Source organism: Streptomyces sp. NPDC005393 (assembly GCF_040606675.1).
Taxonomy (GTDB): domain Bacteria; phylum Actinomycetota; class Actinomycetes; order Streptomycetales; family Streptomycetaceae; genus Streptomyces.
In genome coordinates this window covers 366,960-385,742 of sequence record NZ_JBEXFG010000002.1, presented here as the reverse complement: position 1 = coordinate 385,742, position 18,783 = coordinate 366,960, and the positions used below count along the sequence as shown (strand labels likewise).

The 18,783-nt window shown below is 71.9% G+C and carries 13 protein-coding genes, 1 pseudogene and 1 riboswitch; of the genes and pseudogenes, 10 read left to right on the top strand and 4 right to left on the bottom strand.

Features of this window, described 5'->3' with window-relative positions; genetic code table 11:
* Positions 1-105 precede the first annotated feature (105 nt).
* From ABZS71_RS04145 to ABZS71_RS04130, 4 genes and pseudogenes are all read left to right on the top strand, one after another.
* Positions 106-2,223: a DNA topoisomerase IV subunit B gene (locus tag ABZS71_RS04145; RefSeq protein WP_355846042.1), complete on the top strand. Its 2,118-nt coding sequence runs from the start codon at positions 106-108 to the stop codon at positions 2,221-2,223.
* Between the two features lie 153 nt (positions 2,224-2,376).
* Positions 2,377-2,847: pseudogene (locus tag ABZS71_RS04140) on the top strand (response regulator transcription factor); the annotation flags it as partial.
* Positions 2,848-2,957: 110 nt separating this feature from the next.
* Positions 2,958-3,404 (top strand): DUF485 domain-containing protein, encoded by a 447-nt coding sequence (locus ABZS71_RS04135; protein ID WP_356207546.1) that lies wholly within the window; start codon positions 2,958-2,960, stop codon positions 3,402-3,404.
* Positions 3,401-5,008, top strand: coding sequence for a cation acetate symporter (locus ABZS71_RS04130; protein ID WP_356207453.1), 1,608 nt, complete (start codon positions 3,401-3,403; stop codon positions 5,006-5,008). Before ABZS71_RS04135 ends, ABZS71_RS04130 begins: the two co-directional genes overlap by 4 nt.
* Before the next feature lie 8 nt (positions 5,009-5,016).
* Here ABZS71_RS04130 and ABZS71_RS04125 read toward each other — a convergent pair whose 3' ends face one another.
* Together ABZS71_RS04125 and ABZS71_RS04120 are read right to left on the bottom strand one after the other, a co-directional pair.
* Positions 5,017-5,718, bottom strand: coding sequence for a response regulator (locus ABZS71_RS04125; protein WP_356207544.1), 702 nt, complete (start codon positions 5,716-5,718; stop codon positions 5,017-5,019).
* Positions 5,719-5,971: 253 nt separating this feature from the next.
* Positions 5,972-6,949, bottom strand: a complete 978-nt coding sequence (locus ABZS71_RS04120) for a sucrase ferredoxin (RefSeq protein ID WP_356207451.1) — start codon at positions 6,947-6,949, stop codon at positions 5,972-5,974.
* A 190-nt stretch (positions 6,950-7,139) separates the two neighbouring features.
* Between ABZS71_RS04120 and ABZS71_RS04115 the strand changes: the two genes are divergently transcribed.
* Complete coding sequence (locus ABZS71_RS04115; protein WP_356207449.1) at positions 7,140-7,544, top strand: tetratricopeptide repeat protein; 405 nt, start codon at positions 7,140-7,142, stop codon at positions 7,542-7,544.
* An 83-nt stretch (positions 7,545-7,627) separates the two neighbouring features.
* On the opposite strand, the gene ABZS71_RS04110 is transcribed toward ABZS71_RS04115, so the two are convergent.
* Positions 7,628-10,078 carry a DNA topoisomerase IV subunit A gene (locus ABZS71_RS04110; RefSeq protein WP_356207447.1) on the bottom strand — a complete coding sequence of 817 codons (2,451 nt, stop codon included), beginning with the start codon at positions 10,076-10,078 and terminating at the stop codon, positions 7,628-7,630.
* A 271-nt stretch (positions 10,079-10,349) separates the two neighbouring features.
* On the opposite strand from ABZS71_RS04110, the gene ABZS71_RS04105 reads away from it, so the two are divergent.
* The 4 genes from ABZS71_RS04105 (at position 10,350) to ABZS71_RS04090 (ending at position 15,309) form a co-directional block, all read left to right on the top strand.
* Positions 10,350-11,711: a pitrilysin family protein gene (locus tag ABZS71_RS04105; protein ID WP_356207444.1), complete on the top strand. Its 1,362-nt coding sequence runs from the start codon at positions 10,350-10,352 to the stop codon at positions 11,709-11,711.
* 20 nt (positions 11,712-11,731) lie between these two features.
* A complete protein-coding gene (locus ABZS71_RS04100) occupies positions 11,732-13,114 on the top strand; it encodes a pitrilysin family protein (RefSeq protein WP_356207543.1) in 1,383 nt (460 codons plus the stop codon).
* 218 nt (positions 13,115-13,332) lie between these two features.
* Positions 13,333-13,496: riboswitch (cyclic di-AMP (ydaO/yuaA leader) on the top strand.
* 14 nt (positions 13,497-13,510) lie between these two features.
* On the top strand, positions 13,511-14,305 hold the full coding sequence (locus tag ABZS71_RS04095; RefSeq protein ID WP_356207442.1) for a M23 family metallopeptidase: 795 nt from the start codon (positions 13,511-13,513) through the stop codon (positions 14,303-14,305).
* 239 nt (positions 14,306-14,544) lie between these two features.
* The gene (locus ABZS71_RS04090; protein WP_356207440.1) at positions 14,545-15,309 is read left to right on the top strand and encodes a GntR family transcriptional regulator; all 765 of its coding nucleotides are present in this window, start codon (positions 14,545-14,547) and stop codon (positions 15,307-15,309) included.
* 161 nt (positions 15,310-15,470) lie between these two features.
* Here ABZS71_RS04090 and ABZS71_RS04085 read toward each other — a convergent pair whose 3' ends face one another.
* Positions 15,471-15,752, bottom strand: coding sequence for an HPr family phosphocarrier protein (locus tag ABZS71_RS04085; protein WP_355846019.1), 282 nt, complete (start codon positions 15,750-15,752; stop codon positions 15,471-15,473).
* 197 nt (positions 15,753-15,949) lie between these two features.
* Here ABZS71_RS04085 and ABZS71_RS04080 point away from each other — a divergent pair, with 197 nt between their 5' ends.
* Entirely contained in the window at positions 15,950-18,781 is a 2,832-nt protein-coding gene (locus tag ABZS71_RS04080) for a GNAT family N-acetyltransferase (protein WP_356207437.1), read from the top strand.
* Positions 18,782-18,783: the final 2 nt, after the last annotated feature.

Below are 18,783 nucleotides of genomic sequence, written 5' to 3'. Positions count from 1 at the left end.
GGCGGCACAAAGGCTCTATCAAGCCTCGGTACGCTCTGTCGGGCGACCATGCCACCATCGTGCCCACACTCGGGCCAACCAGAAATTCAGCGAGGAGCGAACCGCGTGACCGCCGACACGTCCGTGCCGTCCACTGCGCTGCTGACCGGAGCAGACCGGGGCGGCTCCAACTACACCGCGCGGCACCTTCTCGTCCTCGAGGGGCTCGAGGCAGTGCGCAAGCGCCCCGGTATGTACATCGGCTCGACCGACAGCCGGGGCCTGATGCACTGCCTCTGGGAGATCATCGACAACTCGGTCGACGAGGCCCTGGGCGGCCATTGTGACCACATCGACGTGATCCTGCACGACGACGGCTCCGTGGAGGTGCGGGACAACGGCCGCGGGATCCCCGTCGACGTCGAGCCCAAGACGGGGCTGTCGGGCGTCGAGGTCGTGATGACCAAGCTGCACGCCGGCGGAAAGTTCGGCGGTGGCTCGTACGCGGCCTCCGGCGGTCTGCACGGCGTCGGCGCCTCCGTGGTGAACGCGCTGTCCGCCCGTCTCGACGTGGAGGTGGACCGCGACGGGAAGACCCACGCGATCAGCTTCCGGCGCGGCGTTCCCGGGATCTTCACCGAATCCGGCCCCGACGCCCCGTTCGACCCGTCCAGCGGCCTCCTCAAAGGAAAGAGGGTCCCCAAGACCCGCACCGGCACCCGCGTCCGCTACTGGGCGGACCGGCAGATCTTCCTCAAGGACGCCAAGCTCTCCCTGGACACGCTGTACGCCCGGGCCCGCCAGACCGCCTTCCTGGTGCCGGGCCTGACCCTGGTCGTACGGGACGAGCGGACCTCCGAGGACGGGCCCACCGAGGAGACCTTCCGCTACGACGGCGGCATCAGCGAGTTCTGCGAGTACCTCGCCCAGGACAAGGCCATCTGCGACGTGCTGCGGCTGTCCGGCCAGGGCACCTTCAAGGAGACCGTCCCGGTCCTCGACGAGCGCGGCCATATGACGCCGACCGAGGTCACCCGCGAGCTCGGTGTCGACATCGCGCTGCGCTGGGGCACCGGATACGACTCCACCGTGAAGTCCTTCGTCAACATCATCGCCACCCCCAAGGGCGGCACCCACGTCTCCGGCTTCGAGCGCTCGATCGCCAAGACCGTCAACGAGGCGCTGCGCGCAACCAAGCTGCTGCGCGTCGCCGAGGACGACGTCGTCAAGGACGACGCCATGGAGGGCCTCACCGCGGTTGTGACCGTACGGCTCGCGGAGCCGCAATTCGAGGGCCAGACCAAGGAGGTGCTGGGCACCTCGGCCGCCTCCCGGATCGTGGCCAATGTGGTTGCCAAGGAGCTCAAGGCGTTCCTGACCTCCACCAAGCGGGACTCCAAGCAGCAGGCCCGCTCGGTCCTGGAGAAGGTCGTGGCCGCGGCCCGTACGCGCATCGCGGCGCGCCAGCACAAGGAGGTGCAGCGCCGTAAGACCGCGCTGGAGTCCTCCTCGCTGCCCGCGAAGCTGGCCGACTGCCGCAGCGACGACGTGGACCGCAGCGAGCTGTTCATCGTCGAGGGTGACTCGGCGCTCGGCACGGCCAAGCTGGCGCGGAACTCCGAGTTCCAGGCGCTGCTGCCCATCCGCGGCAAGATCCTGAACGTCCAGAAGTCGTCGGTCTCCGACATGCTCAAGAACGCCGAGTGCGGCGCGATCATCCAGGTCATAGGGGCCGGGTCGGGCCGGACCTTCGACATCGACCAGGCGCGGTACGGCAAGGTGATCTTCCTCGCCGACGCCGATGTCGACGGGGCGCACATCCGCTGTCTGCTGCTGACCCTCTTCCAGCGCTATATGCGGCCGATGGTCGAGCAGGGGCGGGTCTTCTCGGCCGTACCGCCGCTGCACCGGGTCGAGCTGGTCAACCCCAAGCGCGGCCAGGCCAAGTACATCTACACCTACTCCGACAACGAGCTCCAGGAGACGCTGCTGGACCTCCAGCGCCGCGGCGTCCGCTATAAGGACGGCATCCAGCGCTACAAGGGTCTCGGCGAGATGGACGCCGACCAGCTCGCGGAGACCACGATGGACCCGCGCCACCGCACGCTGCGGCGCATCAACATCAGCGACCTGGAGGCCGCCGAGCACGCCTTCGACCTGCTCATGGGCAATGAGGTCGCGCCCCGTAAGGAGTTCATCACCAACTCGGCGGCGACCTTGGACCGCTCGCGCATCGACGCCTGACGCACGCACCGCGCGCGAAGAGGAAGCCTCGGCGGGCTTCCGTCCACCCCTGGGTGGACGGACGCCCGCCGGCGTTTCCACCCCAGGACCCACCCTGGCTCCGATCCCCGTGGCGGGGCCCGTCCGTAGCGTCGGGAGTGTTGTCGCATCCCGCTGACGACCTCCGCCGACGACGACTCGCTCTTCCCCGCGCTACGGGCCGGTGCCCGCGGCTATCTGACGAAGGACGCCGACGCGGACGAGCTCGTCCGGGCCATCGAGGACGTGATGTCGGGGGACGCCGGGCTGTCCCCGAAGGCGCAGCGGCTGCTGCTGGAGCGGTTCGCGGCGCGGGACGAGCCCGGCGCAAGGGCCTCGGGAGCCCCCCACACCCCGCAGGCCTTTGCACCGCTGCCCGACGGGCTCACGCCCCGCGAGGCGGAGGTGCTCGCACTGGTCGCGGAGGGGCTCTCCAACGCCGAGATCGCGCGCGGGCCGCATGTCGCCCCCGCGACCGTGAAGACCCATATCAACAACCTCTTCGCCAAGACCGGGGTACGCGACCGCGCCCAGGCCGTGCGCTACGCCTACCGCCACGGCATCGCCCGCCCACCCGGCGCCGGTTCCGGGTCGTTCGTCACCTGAGTCACCTGATGGGGTGAACGTCCGGTATTGAAGGGTCCGGGATCTTCCTGATCTGTCCATCCTTGGGCACGCGGCCAATGCGGCAGTGAACAAGGAGTGTTCGGGTGGACATGCACAACGCGCGCGATACGGGAGCGGCTCGGCTGGACGATCCCTGGTACGACGCGCTCGCGTCCGGCTGGGGTGAGCCGGACGACACGGACAGCAGACCTCGATGCGCGAGCCCGCCCGCCGCGGAAGAGGTCTACACGGAGGTGCACGGCAGCGCCGCCTTCCAGGAAGTGCGCAGGCGCTACCGCAGGTTCGTGTTCCCGGCGGCCGCCGCGTTCCTCATCTGGTATCTCGTCTATGTCGTCGCGGCGACCACCGCCCCCTCTCTGATGGCCCGCCCCGTCGTCGGCGTGCTCAATGTCGCGATGGTCGCGGGGCTGGCCCAGTTCGCCACCACCTTTCTTCTGACCTGGGCGTACGCCCGCCATGCCCGGCTGCGCCGGGACCGGGTCGCGCTGGAACTCCGCTGGGTGACGCAGGAGATGATGCGGGGGCACGGGCGGTGACGGGCAATCAGCAGAGCCTGGCACTTCTGCTCTTCGGCGTCTTCGTGGCGGCCACGCTCGGGATCACCACATGGGCGGGGCGCAGACGGCACGGCTCCCCGGAGGAGTTCTACGCGGGCGGGCGGCTGTTCTCCCCGATGGAGAACGGCTTCGCCATCGCGGGTGACTACATGTCCGCCGCGTCCTTCCTCGGCATCTCCGGCGTCATCGCGCTCTTCGGCTATGACGGAGTGCTCTACTGCGTCGGCTTCTTCGTGGCCTGGCTGCTGGTCCTTCTGCTCGTCGCCGAACTCGTCCGCAACTGCGGCCGGTTCACCCTCGCCGATGTGCTGGCCGCCCGGATGCGCGAGCGTCCGGTCCGGATCGCCGCGGGCGTCTCCTCGGTCACGGTCTGCGTGCTCTATCTCGTCGCCCAGATGGTGGGCGCGGGCAGCCTGGTCGCGCTGCTGATCGGCGAGACGGGCGACCGGGCCCGCGCCTGGACGGTGATCGGCGTCGGCACCCTGATGGTGGTCTTCGTGGCGCTGGGCGGGATGCGCGCCACGACCTGGATCCAGATCGTGAAGGCCGTCTTGCTGATGGGCGGCGCGATCGGGCTGACCGTCCTGGTCCTCCTGCGCTTCCACGGCGACATCGACAGTCTGCTCAGCACGGCGGCGCGCCGCAGCGGACACGGCGCGGACTTCCTCGCCCCGGGCCTGAAGTACGGCGGCGACTGGACCGCCCGGCTGGACTTCGTCAGCCTCGGGCTCGCCCTGGTGCTGGGCACCGCCGGGCTGCCGCACATCCTCTCGCGCTTCTATACGGTGCCCACGGCCCGCGCCGCCCGCCGCTCGGTGATCTGGTCCATCGGGCTGATCGGCGGCTTCTATCTGATGACGATCGTGCTTGGCTTCGGCGCGGCCGCGGTGCTGGGCACCGATGCCGTACGGACCTCCAACGCGGCCGGGAACACGGCGGTCCCCCTGCTCGCGCTCGATCTCGGCGGCGGCGCCGGATCGACCGGGGGGACGGTGCTGTTCGCGATCGTCGCCGCCGTCGCGTTCGCCACCATCCTCGCCGTCGTCGCCGGGATCACCCTCGCCTCCTCGGCCTCCGTCGCCCATGACCTGTACGCCTCGCTGAGCCGCCGCGCGGACCGTACGCCGCGCAGCGAGGTCGCGGTGGCGCGGGTCGCGGCGGTCGGGATCGGGGCGGCAGCGATCGGCCTCGGGCTGCTCGCCGAGGACCTCAATGTGGCGTTCCTGGTGGGGCTGGCGTTCGCCGCCGCAGCGTCCGCGAATCTCCCGGTGCTGCTCTACTCGCTGTTCTGGCGGCGGTTCACCACGCGCGGCGCGGTGTGGTCGGTCTACGGGGGGCTGCTTCCGGCGGTCGCGCTGGTCGTGCTGTCCCCGGTGGTCTCCGGCGGTCCGGACGCGATCTTCCCCGGGGTGGACTTCCATGTCTTCCCGCTCCAGAACCCGGGCCTGGTCTCCGTACCACTCGGCTTTCTCGCGGGCTGGCTCGGCACGGTCACCTCACCCGCGACCGCGGACGCACGCGGGCACGCCGCCAAGCACGCGGAGACGGAGGTGCGGGCCCTCACCGGCGCGGGAGCGGCCTGAGGGCCGCCTCAGACCCAGGCGTAGCGATGCTCGGGGCGGCCGGTCTCGCCGTACTTGAGACTGAGCCGCACCCGGCCCGTGCGCTCCAGCAGCTTCAGATAGCGCTGGGCGGTCTGTCTGCTGAGCGAGGAACGCTCGGCGACCTCCTGCGCCGACAGCGGTCCCTCGGCGCCCCGCAGCACCTCCCGTACGAGATCGCCGGTGAGCGCGGAGTGGCTTTTGGGCAGCTCCGCGGGGCCGGCCGAGGCGCCGCCCAGGGCGTCGAAGATCCGGTCCACCTGGTCCTGACCGGCCTCGCTGCCGCCGTCCAGCGCACGGCGCAGCGCCGCGTACCCCTCCAACTTGGCGCGCAACCCCGCGAAGGTGAAGGGCTTGACCAGGTACTGCAGGGCGCCGTGGCGCATCGCCGCCTGGACGGTGGCGAAATCGCGGGCGGCGGTCACCATGATGATGTCGGTGTGATGGCCGAGCTGCCGCAGCCGCCGCACCAGCGCGAGCCCCGTCTCGTCCGGCAGATAGTGGTCGAGCAGCACCAGGTCCACCTCGGCGCGCTCCAGGAAGGCCAGTGCCTCGGCCGCCCTGTGTGCCTGCCCGGCGACGCGGAATCCGGCCACCTTCCCGGCGTACGCCGCGTTGACCCTGGCCACGCGCAGATCGTCGTCCACGACCAACACCTCAAGGGGGCCGCCCGGTTTGGTTCCAGCGGTCATCGCGGCTCTCGGGGCGAGGAAGAGGCCGGTCGCGAGCACGGTGACGCCCGTGGCGATGGCCAGCCGCATCAGCAGCACCTGGGAGAAGACGCGTCGGGGCCGGCAGATGCGCCACCTTGTGGCCGCAAGTCCCGGCCTCGGCGGTATCGCGGCGCTCAGGGCAACGAAGGGTAACCAAGGGCAGGCCGGAGGGACGGCGTCAGGACCCCGGGGCGCTGCCGCGGGGGCCGGCGCGGGCGAGGTGGCGGCCGGCTCAGGGGCGGCCGGCGGCCAGTGCGCGTACGCGGTGCGCGGGCAGCCGCAGCGCCCGGACCCCGACGACGTCCATCCGGGCCGGGGAGCCCAGCGCGGACCCGCAGCTCTCCGGCCGCGGCGGCGCCGAGGCGACCTGCGCGACGCTGACCTGCCAGGCCCGGCCGTCGGTGTGTGTGACGGTCACGGACCAGGCGGGAGCGGCGCCCTCGGTGCGTACGACGGTCAGCGCGTCGGCCCCGTCCTCGCCGGTCAGCTCGCGGACGGCCAGCTCCGCCGCCTGGCCGGGGCGCTCCCAGGCGGAGCGGCCACGGCAGCCGTCGGTGACGATACGGCCCTCCCGCAGCGCCTCCAGGACGTCCTTCACGCCCTGCGCGGTGGCGCGCCCGTAGGCGTACCCGTGCGGCAGCACGACGAGGGTCGGCGAGAAGCGGTGGCCGCCGATATGGGTGACCTCCCAGGTGCCGTGGACGCCGGAGGCGGTGAGATCGGCGGCCAGCGGGCGGCCGAGAAGGGCGCAGCAGCGATCGCGCTTGCCGTTGGTGCACACGAGGACCAGCGGATCGCCGGTGTACTCCTCCCACGGGGCGGGGACGTTGTGGGGCTCGAGAGCCAGGCAGCCCGGGTCGCCCGCGCCCAGTGCGGCGAAGTCGAGGGCGAGCAGCCGCCCGGGGTCGTCGAGGGCGGTCGTACGGATCCAGGAGCGGCCGGGCCGGGTGTGCGCGACGAATACCCGGTGCCGTGCGCCGGTGTGCAGATCGGCGTGCCGGCCCGGGCGGCGGATCAGCGCGACCCGTACGCCGGTGTCCTTGGCGGCGCGCTCCAGGGCGCGCCCGACGGCCGCGTCGAGATGGCTGGCGGTGAGGGCCTGGGTGCCCCAGGGGCCGGGCTGTTCGAGAAGCAGCCAGGTGGGGGCGGTGGCCGCCGTCCCGGCGAGCGGCTCGGACAGGTCCCGGGAGGCGGTCGCGCAGGTGCTCACGAAGGTAAGCCTAACCTCTCTCGATCGTCTTGGCGTGCGGTGCCGGGACAGGGGGAGACTTATGAGCCACACCTCATCGCCCGTGACCCATGGCCGGAGCCTTGCGATCCGTATCCGGGGGCGCACATGCGGTTCCGTGGCGCGGGGGCGAGCGGGAGAATGGCGCTCCGGGGGGCGGAGGGGGGCTCGGATGGGCGGATTGTGGGCGCGGTGGCGCGGGCGCCGGGGGAGACGAGGGGCCCGGCCGCTGGACCCCGCGCTGAAGGCGATGGTGAGGGCGGCCTACGACGAGGGGCGGCCGATCCCCGAAGCGCTCGCCCGTGAGGCGGCGCACGCCGGCGATCCGCAGGGCATGACGGTCTACGGCATCGGCCTCGGCAACCGGGGCGTGTACGACGAGGCGGTGCACTGGCTCGGCAAGGCGATCGCCGCGGGGGACGTCACGGCGATGGTGGTGCTCGGCACCCTGCACATGGATCTCGGCAATCCGGGCGAGGCCGAGCGGCACTTCCGCCGGGCGGCGGAGCGGGGCCACTCGGGCGCGCGCGTCGCCCTCCAGCAGTTGCGCGCCCGCCGCAACGGCAGCGGTCTCTGAGGCCGCCTTCAGGGCCCGGCAACGTGCAGGGGGCGCCGCACCCCGCGGTGTCGCGCCCCTGTGTGTCCGTACGACGGCCGCCGCTACACCGGCCCGGCCACCACCGCCACCGCCTTGACGAGCGGCATGCCCGAGCCGTCACGGCGCGGGTCGGGCTCCGGCAGCACCGACGGGGCGCCGCTCGCCGCCGCCGCGCGGGCCGGGGTCGCGCCCGCCCAGGCCATGACCAGGCAGTCCTCGTCCTTCAGGAACCGCTGGCAGCGCACCCCGCCCGTCGCCCGGCCCTTGCGCGGGTACTGGTCGAAGGGGGTGAGCTTGGCCGTCTGCTGCACCGAGTCGTCGAGCGTGCCCCGCGCGCCCGCGATCGTGAACACCACCGCGTCGGCCGCCGGGTCGATGGCCGTGAACGAGATCACCTTGGCGCCGGAGCCGAGCTTGATGCCCGCCATACCGCCCGCCGCGCGGCCCTGAGGCCGCACCTGGCTCGCGGGGTACCGCAGCAGTTGCGCGTCGTCGGCGATGAAGACCAGGTCCTCCTCACCGGTGCGCAGCTCCACCGCGCCCACGATCCGGTCGCCGTCCTTGAGGCTGATGATCTCCAGCTCGTCCTTGTTGGCCGGGTAGTCGGGGACCACGCGCTTGACGACGCCCTGCTCCGTGCCGATCGCGAGCCCCGGCGAGGACTCGTCCAGGGTGGTGAGACAGATCAGCTCCTCGCCCTCCTCCAGCGGGAGGAACTCGGCGATCGGCGCCCCGCCCGCCAGATTGGGGGGCCCGGCCGTCTCCGGGAGCATCGGAAGATCGATCACCGGGAGCCGCAGCAGCCGCCCGGTGGAGGTCACCGCCCCCACATCGGCGCGGGCCGTCGCCGGCACCGCCGAGACGATCACATCGTGCTTCGCCCGCTTGACCTTCTCCTCGCCCGCCAACGGCTCCCCGTTGGCCGTACGGGCCAGCAGCCCGGTGGAGGACAGCAGCACCCGGCACGGGTCGTCCGCGACCTCCAGCGGCACCGCGGTCACCGGCGCGTTCGACGACTCCAGCAGCACCGTGCGGCGCGGGGTGCCGAACTTCTTGGCCACCGAGGCCAGTTCGGCGGAGACCAGCTTGCGCAGCTCGGCGTCCGAGTCGAGGATCCGGGTGAGCTCCTCGATCTCCGTGGTGAGCCTGTCGCGCTCGGACTCCAGCTCCAGCCGGTCGAACTTGGTCAGCCGGCGAAGCGGAGTGTCCAGGATGTACTGCGTCTGGATGTCGGAGAGCCCGAAGCGGGCGATGAGCGACTGCTTCGCCTCCGCCGCGTTCTCGCTCGACCGGATCAGCCGGATGACCTCGTCGATGTCGAGGAGGGCCACCAGCAGCCCCTCGACCAGGTGCAGCCGGTTGCGCCGCTTGGTGCGGCGGAACTCGCTGCGCCGCCGGACCACCTCGAAGCGGTGGTCGAGATAGACCTCGAGCAGCTCCTTCAGCCCCAGCGTGAGCGGCTGGCCGTCGACCAGCGCCACATTGTTGATGCCGAAGGACTCCTCCATCGGCGTGAGCTTGTAGAGCTGCTCCAGCACGGCTTCCGGGTTGAAGCCGTTCTTGATCTCGATCACCAGACGCAGACCGTGCTTGCGGTCGGTCAGGTCCTTGACGTCCGCGATGCCCTGGATCTTCTTCGCGCCGACCAGGTCCTTGATCTTCGAGATGACCTTTTCGGGGCCCACGGCGAAGGGCAGCTCGGTGACGACCAGGCCCTTGCGGCGGGCCGTCACGTCCTCCACCGACACCGTGGCGCGGATCTTGAAGGTGCCGCGCCCGGTCTCGTACGCGTCCCGGACGCCGCCGAGGCCCACGATCCGGCCGCCGGTCGGCAGGTCGGGACCCGGTACGAACCGCATCAGCGTCTCGAGATCCGCGCCCGGGTGCTTGATCAGATGGCGGGCGGCCGCGATCACCTCGCCCAGATTGTGCGGCGGCATGTTCGTCGCCATGCCGACCGCGATCCCGGACGTGCCGTTGACCAGCAGGTTCGGATAGGCGGCGGGGAGGGCGACGGGCTCTTGCTCACTGCCGTCGTAGTTCGGTGAGAAGTCGACCGTGTCCTCGTCGATCGACTCGGTCATCAGCGAGGTCGCCGAGGCCATCCGGCACTCGGTGTACCGCATGGCCGCCGGCGGGTCGTCGTTCCCCAGTGAGCCGAAGTTCCCATGGCCGTCGACCATGGGCAGCCGCATCGAGAACGGCTGGGCCATGCGCACCAGCGCGTCGTAGATCGACGCGTCGCCGTGCGGGTGGAGCTTTCCCATCACCTCGCCGACGACCCGGGCGCACTTCACGAAGCCGCGCTCGGGGCGCAGCCCCATCTCGTTCATCTGGAAGAGGATGCGGCGGTGCACCGGCTTCAGCCCGTCTCGGGCGTCGGGCAACGCGCGGGAGTAGATGACCGAGTAGGCGTACTCGAGGTAGGAGCCCTGCATCTCATCGACGACGTCGATGTCGAGGATGCGCTCCTCGAAGTCGTCCGGCGGGGTCTTCGTGCTGCGGCGGGCCATCGCGCTTGCGGCTCCTTCAACTGCCGATGCGGGATCCTGACGCCGACCATTGTGGACCGGTCCACCGACAACTGTGGAACGGGCCGGGGACAAGGGCGGCCGCGAGACGCCCGGAAACCGCCCCAGAACCCCGCTGAGGGGGTCGCCGCAACGGTCCGCCGGACCTTCGCGGGACGGGAACTTCGCCAGATGTCCGTGCGCTTGCATACAGTGACAGAAGCGCTCAGCACGCGGCTCGCACGCGCTCCATCACGCGATCGAAGGGACGTACATGCCCATGGGTCACACGGCCACGCAACAGGCCGGTTCCGGCGGCCTGAAAGCGACCGAGCACCGCCTGGCCAACGGCCTGCGCGTGGTGCTCTCCGAGGACCACCTGACCCCGGTCGCCGCGGTCTGCCTCTGGTACGACGTCGGCTCGCGCCATGAAGTCAAGGGGCGTACGGGGCTGGCTCACCTCTTCGAGCACTTGATGTTCCAGGGCTCGGCGCAGGTGACGGGCAACGGCCACTTCGAGCTGGTGCAGGGGGCCGGCGGCTCGCTCAACGGCACCACCAGCTTCGAGCGCACCAACTACTTCGAGACCATGCCCACCCACCAGGTGGAGCTCGCCCTGTGGCTGGAGGCGGACCGGATGGGGTCCCTCCTGACCGCGCTGGACGAGGAGAGCCTGGAGAACCAGCGCGACGTCGTCAAGAACGAGCGCCGCCAGCGGTACGACAACGTCCCGTACGGCACGGCCTTCGAGAAGCTCGTCGCGATGGCCTACCCCGAGGGCCATCCGTACCACCACACCCCGATCGGCTCGATGGCCGACCTGGACGCCGCCTCGCTGGAGGATGCGCGGGCGTTCTTCCGTACCTACTACGCCCCGAACAACGCCGTCCTGTCGGTCGTCGGCGACATCGACCCTGAGCAGACGCTCGCCTGGGTCGAGAAGTACTTCGGCTCCATCCCGTCCCACGACGGCAAGCGGCCGCCCCGCGAGGGCACGCTCCCGGATGTGATCGGCGGGCAGCTGCGCGAGGTCGTGGAGGAGGAGGTCCCGGCCCGCGCCCTGATGGCCGCCTACCGGCTGCCGCACGACGGCACCCGTGAGGCCGACGCCGCCGACCTGGCGCTGACCGTCCTCGGCGGCGGGGAGTCCTCCCGGCTGCACAACCGCCTGGTGCGCCGCGACCGCACCGCCGTGGCCGCCGGATTCGGGCTGCTGCGGCTGGCGGGCGCGCCCTCGCTCGGCTGGCTGGACGTGAAGACCTCCGGCGGCGTCGAGGTGCCCGCCATCGAGTCCGCCGTCGACGAGGAGCTGGCCCGCTTCACCGAGGAGGGGCCGACCCCGCAGGAGATGGAGCGCGCCCAGGCCCAGATCGAGCGCGAATGGCTGGACCGGCTGTCCACGGTCGGCGGCCGGGCCGATGAGCTGTGCCGGTTCGCCGTGCTGTTCGGCGACCCCCAGCTGGCGCTGACCGCCGTGGAGCGGGTGCTCGACATCACCCCCGAGGAGGTGCGGGCCGTGGCCGCGGCGCGGCTGCGCCCCGACAACCGCGCCGTGCTGGTCTACGAGCCCGTGCAGGGCGCGGACGCCGCCGCCGAAGCCGACGACACCGACGCAGAAGGGGAGGCGGCCCAGTGAGCGACGCCGTCACCGCGACCATGACGTTCCACCCGCAGCCGCAGGGCGGTGCCCCGAAGCCGTGGGCCTTCCCGGCCCCCGAGCGCGGTGAGCTGGCCAACGGCCTCACCGTGCTGCGCTGCCACCGCCCCGGCCAGCAGGTCGTCGCCGTCGAGATCAATCTGGACGCCCCGCTCGACGCCGAGCCGGCCGGGCTCGACGGCGTCGCCACGATCATGGCGCGCGCCCTGTCCGAGGGCACCGACAAGCACGACGCCGAGGAGTTCGCCGCCGAGCTCGAGCGCTGCGGCGCCACCCTGGACGCACACGCCGACCACCCCGGCGTCCGCGTCTCGCTGGAGGTCCCGGTCTCCCGGCTGCCCAAGGCGCTCGGCCTGCTCGCCGACGCCCTGCGCGCCCCCGCCTTCCCCGACAGCGAGGTCGAGCGGGTGGTGCGCAACCGGCTGGACGAGATCCCGCACGAGCTGGCCAACCCCGCCCGCCGCGCCTCGATGGCCCTGGCCAAGGAGCTGTTCCCGGCCGAGTCGCGGATGTCCCGGCCGCGCCAGGGCACCCAGGAGACCATCGAGGGCATCGACGCCGCGGCCGTACGGGCCTTCTACGAGGCGCATGTCCGGCCCTCCACGGCGACCGCCGTCGTGGTCGGCGACCTCAGCGGCGTGGACCTCGAGAAGGCGCTCGCCGACACCCTCGGCACCTGGAAGGGCGGCGCTGCCGCGCCGCGCCCCGTCCCCCCGATCATCGCCGACGACACCGGCCGTGTGGTGATCGTCGACCGGCCGGGCGCGGTGCAGACGCAGCTGCTCATCGGGCGGATCGGCGCCGACCGCCACGACCGGATCTGGCCCGCGCAGGTGCTGGGCACGTACTGCCTGGGCGGCACCCTCACCTCCCGGCTCGACCGCGTGCTGCGCGAGGAGAAGGGCTACACCTACGGCGTGCGCGCCTTCGGCCAGGTGCTGCGCTCGTCGCCCCCGTCGCCCGCCGGCGGGTCCACGGGCGCCGCGATGCTGGCGATCAGCGGCTCGGTGGCCACCGAGGTCACCGGGCCCGCGCTGGAGGACCTCTGGAAGGTGCTGCGCACGCTGCAGGAGGAGGGTCTGACGGATGCCGAGCGCGATGTCGCCGTGCAGAACCTCGTCGGTGTCGCCCCGCTGAAGTACGAGACGGCGGCGGCCGTCGCGGGCACCCTCGCCGATCAGGTCGAGCAGCACCTTCCGGACGACTTCCAGGCGCAGTTGTACGCCCGCCTCGCGGAGGCCGGGACGGTGGAGGCGACCGCGGCGGTGGTGAGCGCCTTCCCCGCGGACCGGCTGGTCACGGTGCTGGTCGGGGACGCCTCGGTGATCGCGGAGCCGGTCAAGGCGCTGGGCATCGGCGAGGTGCGCGTCATCTCGGGCTGATTCGCCCGGAGTCGGCACGGCGGGCCGACGAGCCATCAGCGGAAGGACCCTGGCGTCGCATGAGACGCCAGGGTCCTCTCGTATGCCCGTTTTATAGAGAGATCGCTTGTTTGGTTTGTGGCGAGAGCAACAAAAACCCGGATCTGTTTGGTGATCGAAAGATGCCCCGTTTAGCGTCAGTCCGGCTGTTCGCCAGTTGCACGCCGCACCCGCGGCACGGACAGCCATCGCCGAGTCCCCGTACGGCGCGAGCCAGGGGAGCCGGGGACCCACATGTCCCCAGGGGTGAATCGTGCGCCTTCCCCGGCCGGGGGAGGGGCTCGTAGGAGACCTTCCTGCTCCGAACCCGTCAGCTAACCCGGTAGGCGAGAAGGAAGGAAAGGAGTGCGCCAGCCTATGGCGTCCACCAGTGCCGCCGGGAAGCACCGCCGTCCCCGCAGGGCCACCGTCCGCACCGGCGCGAACTTCGTGGGCATCACCACGGTCGCTTCGGGTGTCGTCGCCGGGATCGCCGGACCGGCCTTCGCGGCATCCGATGAGGCCCCCGCTCCCCAGGACACCGGTCTGCGCCAGGCGATCGTGATCGGCGACGGGCTCGCCGGCCACATCGAGGAGCAGGCGCAGGCCCAGGAGAACGCCGCCGCTCAGGCGGCGGCCAAGGCGCGGGCGGAAGCGGTCGCGCGCCAGGAGGCCGCCAGAAAGGCGGAGGCGGCGGCGAAGAAGGCCAAGGCGGAGCGCGAGGTCAAGGTGCGCGCCGCGCGGGAGGCCGAGCGCAAGCGTCTCAACACCTTCGTGTCGCCGGTCACGGGCTCCTACGTCTCCACCGGCTACCAGGCGTCCAGCGGGCTGTGGTCCTCCGGCAGCCACACCGGGATCGACTTCCACGCCGCGTCCGGTACCTCGGTGCACGCTGTCGGCTCCGGCGAGGTCGTCGAGGCGGGCTGGGGCGGCAGTTACGGCAACAACGTCGTCATCAAGATGAACGACGGCACCTACACCCAGTACGGCCACCTCTCGTCGATCGGCGTCTCGGTCGGCCAGAAGGTCACCCCCGGCCAGCAGATCGGCCTGTCGGGCGCCACCGGCAACGTCACCGGCCCGCATCTGCACTTCGAGGCCCGCACCAGCCCGGACTACGGCTCGGACATGGACCCCGTGGCGTACCTGCGCTCGCACGGCGTCAACGTCTGACCGTCGCCAGGACTCATCGCGAGCACTCACCGCGAAGACGTGACGCGAAGGCCCCGTCCGGCTCTTGGGTTCCAGGGACGGGGCCTTCCGCATGTCCACTGCACGGTGACCAAAAAATATCCATGAAATCCCTCCCGCCATCGGAAATTCCGGCCGCTTGGAATAGAGTCGTCAAACGCGTGCCAATCAGGTGCGTTTCGCGGGCATTAAGGCGGAGGTTCGACAATGCGGGTCCGTAAGTGAGCGGGGATACGACCGCGATCCAGGGCGGCCGGCGGATTTCGGCACACGCGGTGTGCACCGCGATCCGCGACGACATCGTCTCCGGAACCTTCGCGCCCGGCAGCCGGCTCACCGAGGAACTTCTCGCCCGGCGCTACGGCGTTTCGCGGGTGCCCGTCCGCGAGGCGCTGCGCACCCTGGAGTCCGAGGGCTTTGTGACGACCCGGCGCCACGCGGGCGCGTGCGTCGCGCAGCCCTCCGAGCGCGACGCGGCCGATCTGCTCGACATCCGCGCGCTGCTGGAGCCGCTGGGCGCCGCCCGCGCCGCCCAGCGGCGCACCGAGGCGCATCTGAAGGTGTTGCGCGGCCTGGTCCGGCTCGGCCAGGAGCGGGCCCAGCGCGGCCAGTTCAGTGAGGCGCGGTCGCTGGGCGACTGGTTCCACGAGACGCTCGCCCAGGCGTCCGGCAGCCCGAGCCTGGCCGGGCTCCTCGTCCAGCTGCGGCGCAAGACCGCGTGGGTGTACGCGGTCGATCCGGCCCGGCAGATCGTGCCGCCCCCGGCGCCGGGCGGTGCGGGGCGCCCCGATCCGAGGGTGCGGGCCGTCGAGTCCTGGGCGGAGCACGGCGCGCTGGTGGACGCTGTCGCGCGCGGTGACGCGGACCGGGCGCGGGCGCTCGCCACGGCGCATACCGAGCGCGCGCTGTCGGAATTCCGGTTGCGCCGCCCTGTTCCGGTGAGAACTTCGAAACATTCCGTAAACACGGCAAGCGGCCGGAATTAACAGCGGTCCCGTATACAGCTGAGGGGGGGAATTCTCGGCGCGCTATCGCGGCTCGGTCTTCGTCGCCGAGTCCGGCCGGAATGAGAAAAACAACAAATGGGGCCGCGGTGACCTGAATGGTCACCGCGGCCCCGTCCCTCCGAATGCGGATTCGGAGGGAATCAGACGGTCTCCGGAAGCTCCTCCAGGCCCTCCGCCACCAGCTTCGCCAGACGGTCGAGCGCGACCTCGGCGTCCTCGGCGTCGGACGCGAGAACGACCTCCTCGCCGCCCTGAGCGCCCAGGCTGAGCACGGCCAGCATGGAAGCGGCGTTGACCGGGGTGCCGTCAGCCTTGGCGATCGTGATGGGGACGCCGGCGGCGGTGGCCGCCCGGACGAAGATCGACGCAGGGCGGGCGTGCAGGCCCTCGGCCCAGCCGATGTTGATGCGGCGCTCAGCCATGGTGTTGCCCTTCAGGTGTGGCGGGTTGCTGTTGTCTAGACCAAAATCATACGGTGTCCGTATGCATCCGGGCCATGCCCGAGTGAGTCCGGGCATGCCCGGACCGGCCCGATACGGACCTTCCCCCGACACCCGCGCTCAACGCAAGGGTGTCCATCATTCGGACCCCCCTGTACCAGGCCCGTACCCTGGGCCGCATGCGGATCCCGTCGGACCACCACGCCTACCCGACCCACTGGGAAGCCGACGTGGTGCTCCGGGACGGCGGCACCGCCCAGATCCGCCCCATCACCCCCGACGACGCGCAGCGGCTGGTCAGCTTCTACGAGCACGTCTCGGACGAGTCGAAGTACTACCGCTTCTTCGCGCCCTACCCCCGCCTCTCCGACCGCGATGTGCACCGCTTCACGCACCACGACTACGTCGACCGGGTCGGCCTGGCGGCCATCGTCGGGGATGAGTTCATCGCCACCGTCCGCTACGACCGCATCGACGGCAACGGCCGGTCGGCCACGGCACCCGCCGACGAGGCCGAGGTCGCCTTTCTCGTCCAGGACGACCATCAGGGCCGCGGTGTCGCCTCCGCCCTCCTCGAACACATCGCCGCCGTCGCCCGCGAGCGCGCCATTCGCCGCTTCGCCGCCGAGGTGCTGCCCGCCAACGCCAAGATGATCAAGGTGTTCACGGATGCGGGCTACACCCAGAAGCGCAGCTTCGAGGACGGGGTCGTCCACCTCGAATTCGACCTCGAACCCACCGACCGCTCGCTGGCCGTCATGCGCGCCCGCGAGCAGCGGGCCGAGGCCCGCTCCGTCCAGCGGCTGCTCGCCCCCGGCTCCGTCGCCGTCATCGGCGCCGGCCGCGCCCCCGGCGGCGTCGGCCGCACCGTGCTGCGCAACGTCCTGGACGGCGGCTTCAAGGGCCGTACGTACGCCGTCAATCGCGCCTTCCCCGAAGGCCGCACGCTGCTCGACCCCGAGGGCGTCCCGGCCCACCGCTCGCTGCGCACTGTCGAGGAACCCGTCGACCTGGCCGTCGTCGCGGTCCCCGCGGAGCAGGTGCCCGCCGTCGTCGCCGACTGCGGGGAGCACGGCGTCCAGGGACTCGTCGTCCTCTCCGCCGGGTACGCCGAGAGCGGGCCCGAGGGCCGCGCCCGGCAGCGCGACCTCGTCCGCCAGGCACGGACCTACGGCATGCGCGTCATCGGCCCCAACGCTTTCGGGGTCATCAACACCTCCGACGGCGTCCAGTTGAACGCCTCCCTCTCGCCCCAGCTGCCCAACCCCGGCCGGCTCGGCCTGTTCACCCAGTCCGGGGCGATCGGCATCGCGCTGCTGTCCGGGCTGAATCGGGGCGGCGCGGGGCTGTCGAGCCTCGCCGGAATCGCGGGGATATCGACCTTCGTGTCCACCGGGAACCGCGCCGACGTCTCGGGAAACGACCTTCTGCAGTACTGGTACGACGATCCGCAGACCGACGTCGCCCTGATGTACCTCGAATCGATAGGCAACCCCCGGAAGTTCACCCGGCTCGCCAAGCGCACCGCCGCGGTCAAACCCGTGGTGGTCGTCAAGGGCGGCCGCCACAGCGGCAGCGCCCCCACCGGCCATGCCGTGCCCACCACCCGGATCCCGGACGCCACCGTCTCCGACCTGCTGCGACAGGCGGGCGTCATCCGCGTGGACACCGTCACCGAGCTGGCCGACGCCGGGGTCCTGCTCGCCTCCCAGCCGCTCCCGGCCGGCTCGCGCGTCGCCATCCTCGGCAACTCCGAGTCCCTCGGCCTGCTCACCTACGACGCCTGTCTCACCGAGGGGCTCCGCCCCCTGTCGCCCCGCGACCTCACCACGGCCGCAGAGCCGGAGGACTTCCGGCGCGCCCTCACCGAGGCGCTCGCTGACGACGCGTGCGACTCCGTCGTCGTCACCGCCATCCCGTGGGTCGGTGACACCTGTGCGGCCGGCCTCGCCGCGGCCGTGCGCGAGGCGGCGGTCGAGGCCCCCGGAGCAGGTGCGGCCAAGCCGGTGGCGGCGGTCCATCTGGAGATCCCGGAGCTCGCGGCGGCCCTGGCCGGCACGCGCGACGAGGCCGCCCCGGGGACCCCTCGGATTCCCGCGTATCCCGCCGCCGAGCGGGCCGTACGGGCTCTCGCCGAGGCCGTGCGGTACGCGCGCTGGCGGCGGGAGGCGGCCGAGCCCGGACGGGTGCCGGAGTACGACGACATCGACGAGGCCGGGGCCGCCGCCGATATCGAGGTGCTGCTCGCCCCGGCCGACGGCGCCCCGCGTCCGGAGCCCACGGCGCCGGACGGGATCCCCGGCGAGGCCGGGGCCGAGGAGACCGGTGTCGAGCTCTCCGCCGCGGACACCCAGCGCCTTCTCGCCCGCTACGGCGTCAGCGTGCTGCCCGCCCTCCCCGCGCCCGACCCCGGCACCGCCGTCCGCGCCGCCGTGCGGCTCGGCTTCCCGGTCGCGCTCAAGCCCACCGCCCCCCATCTGCGCCACCGCACCGACCTGGGCGGCGTACGGCTCGACCTCGGCAGCGAGGCGGAACTGCGCCGCGCCTACACCGAGTTGACCGACTACCTCGGCCCGCCCGAGGAGCTGGGGCTGGTCGTGCAGCGGATGGCGCCGCGCGGCATCGACACCGTCGTACGGGCCGCCATCGACCCCGCCGCCGGGGCCGTGCTCTCCTTCGGGCTGGCGGGCGCCCCCTCCGAGCTGCTCGGCGACACCGCCCACCGCCTCGTTCCCGCCACCGACCGGGACGCCGCCGGGCTGATCCGGTCCATCCGGACCGCGCCGCTCCTCTTCGGCTGGCGGGGCTCCAAGCCCGTCGACACCGCGGCGCTCGAAGAGCTGCTGCTGCGGGTGTCCCGGCTGGTGGACGACCATCCCGAGGTGGTCGCCGTCCACCTCGAACCGGTCGTCGTCGCCCAGCGGGGCCTGTCCGTGCTCGGCGCGTCCGCGCGCCTCGCGCCGCCGCCCGTGCGCACCGACCTCGGCCCGCGCCACCTGCCCGCCTACTGACA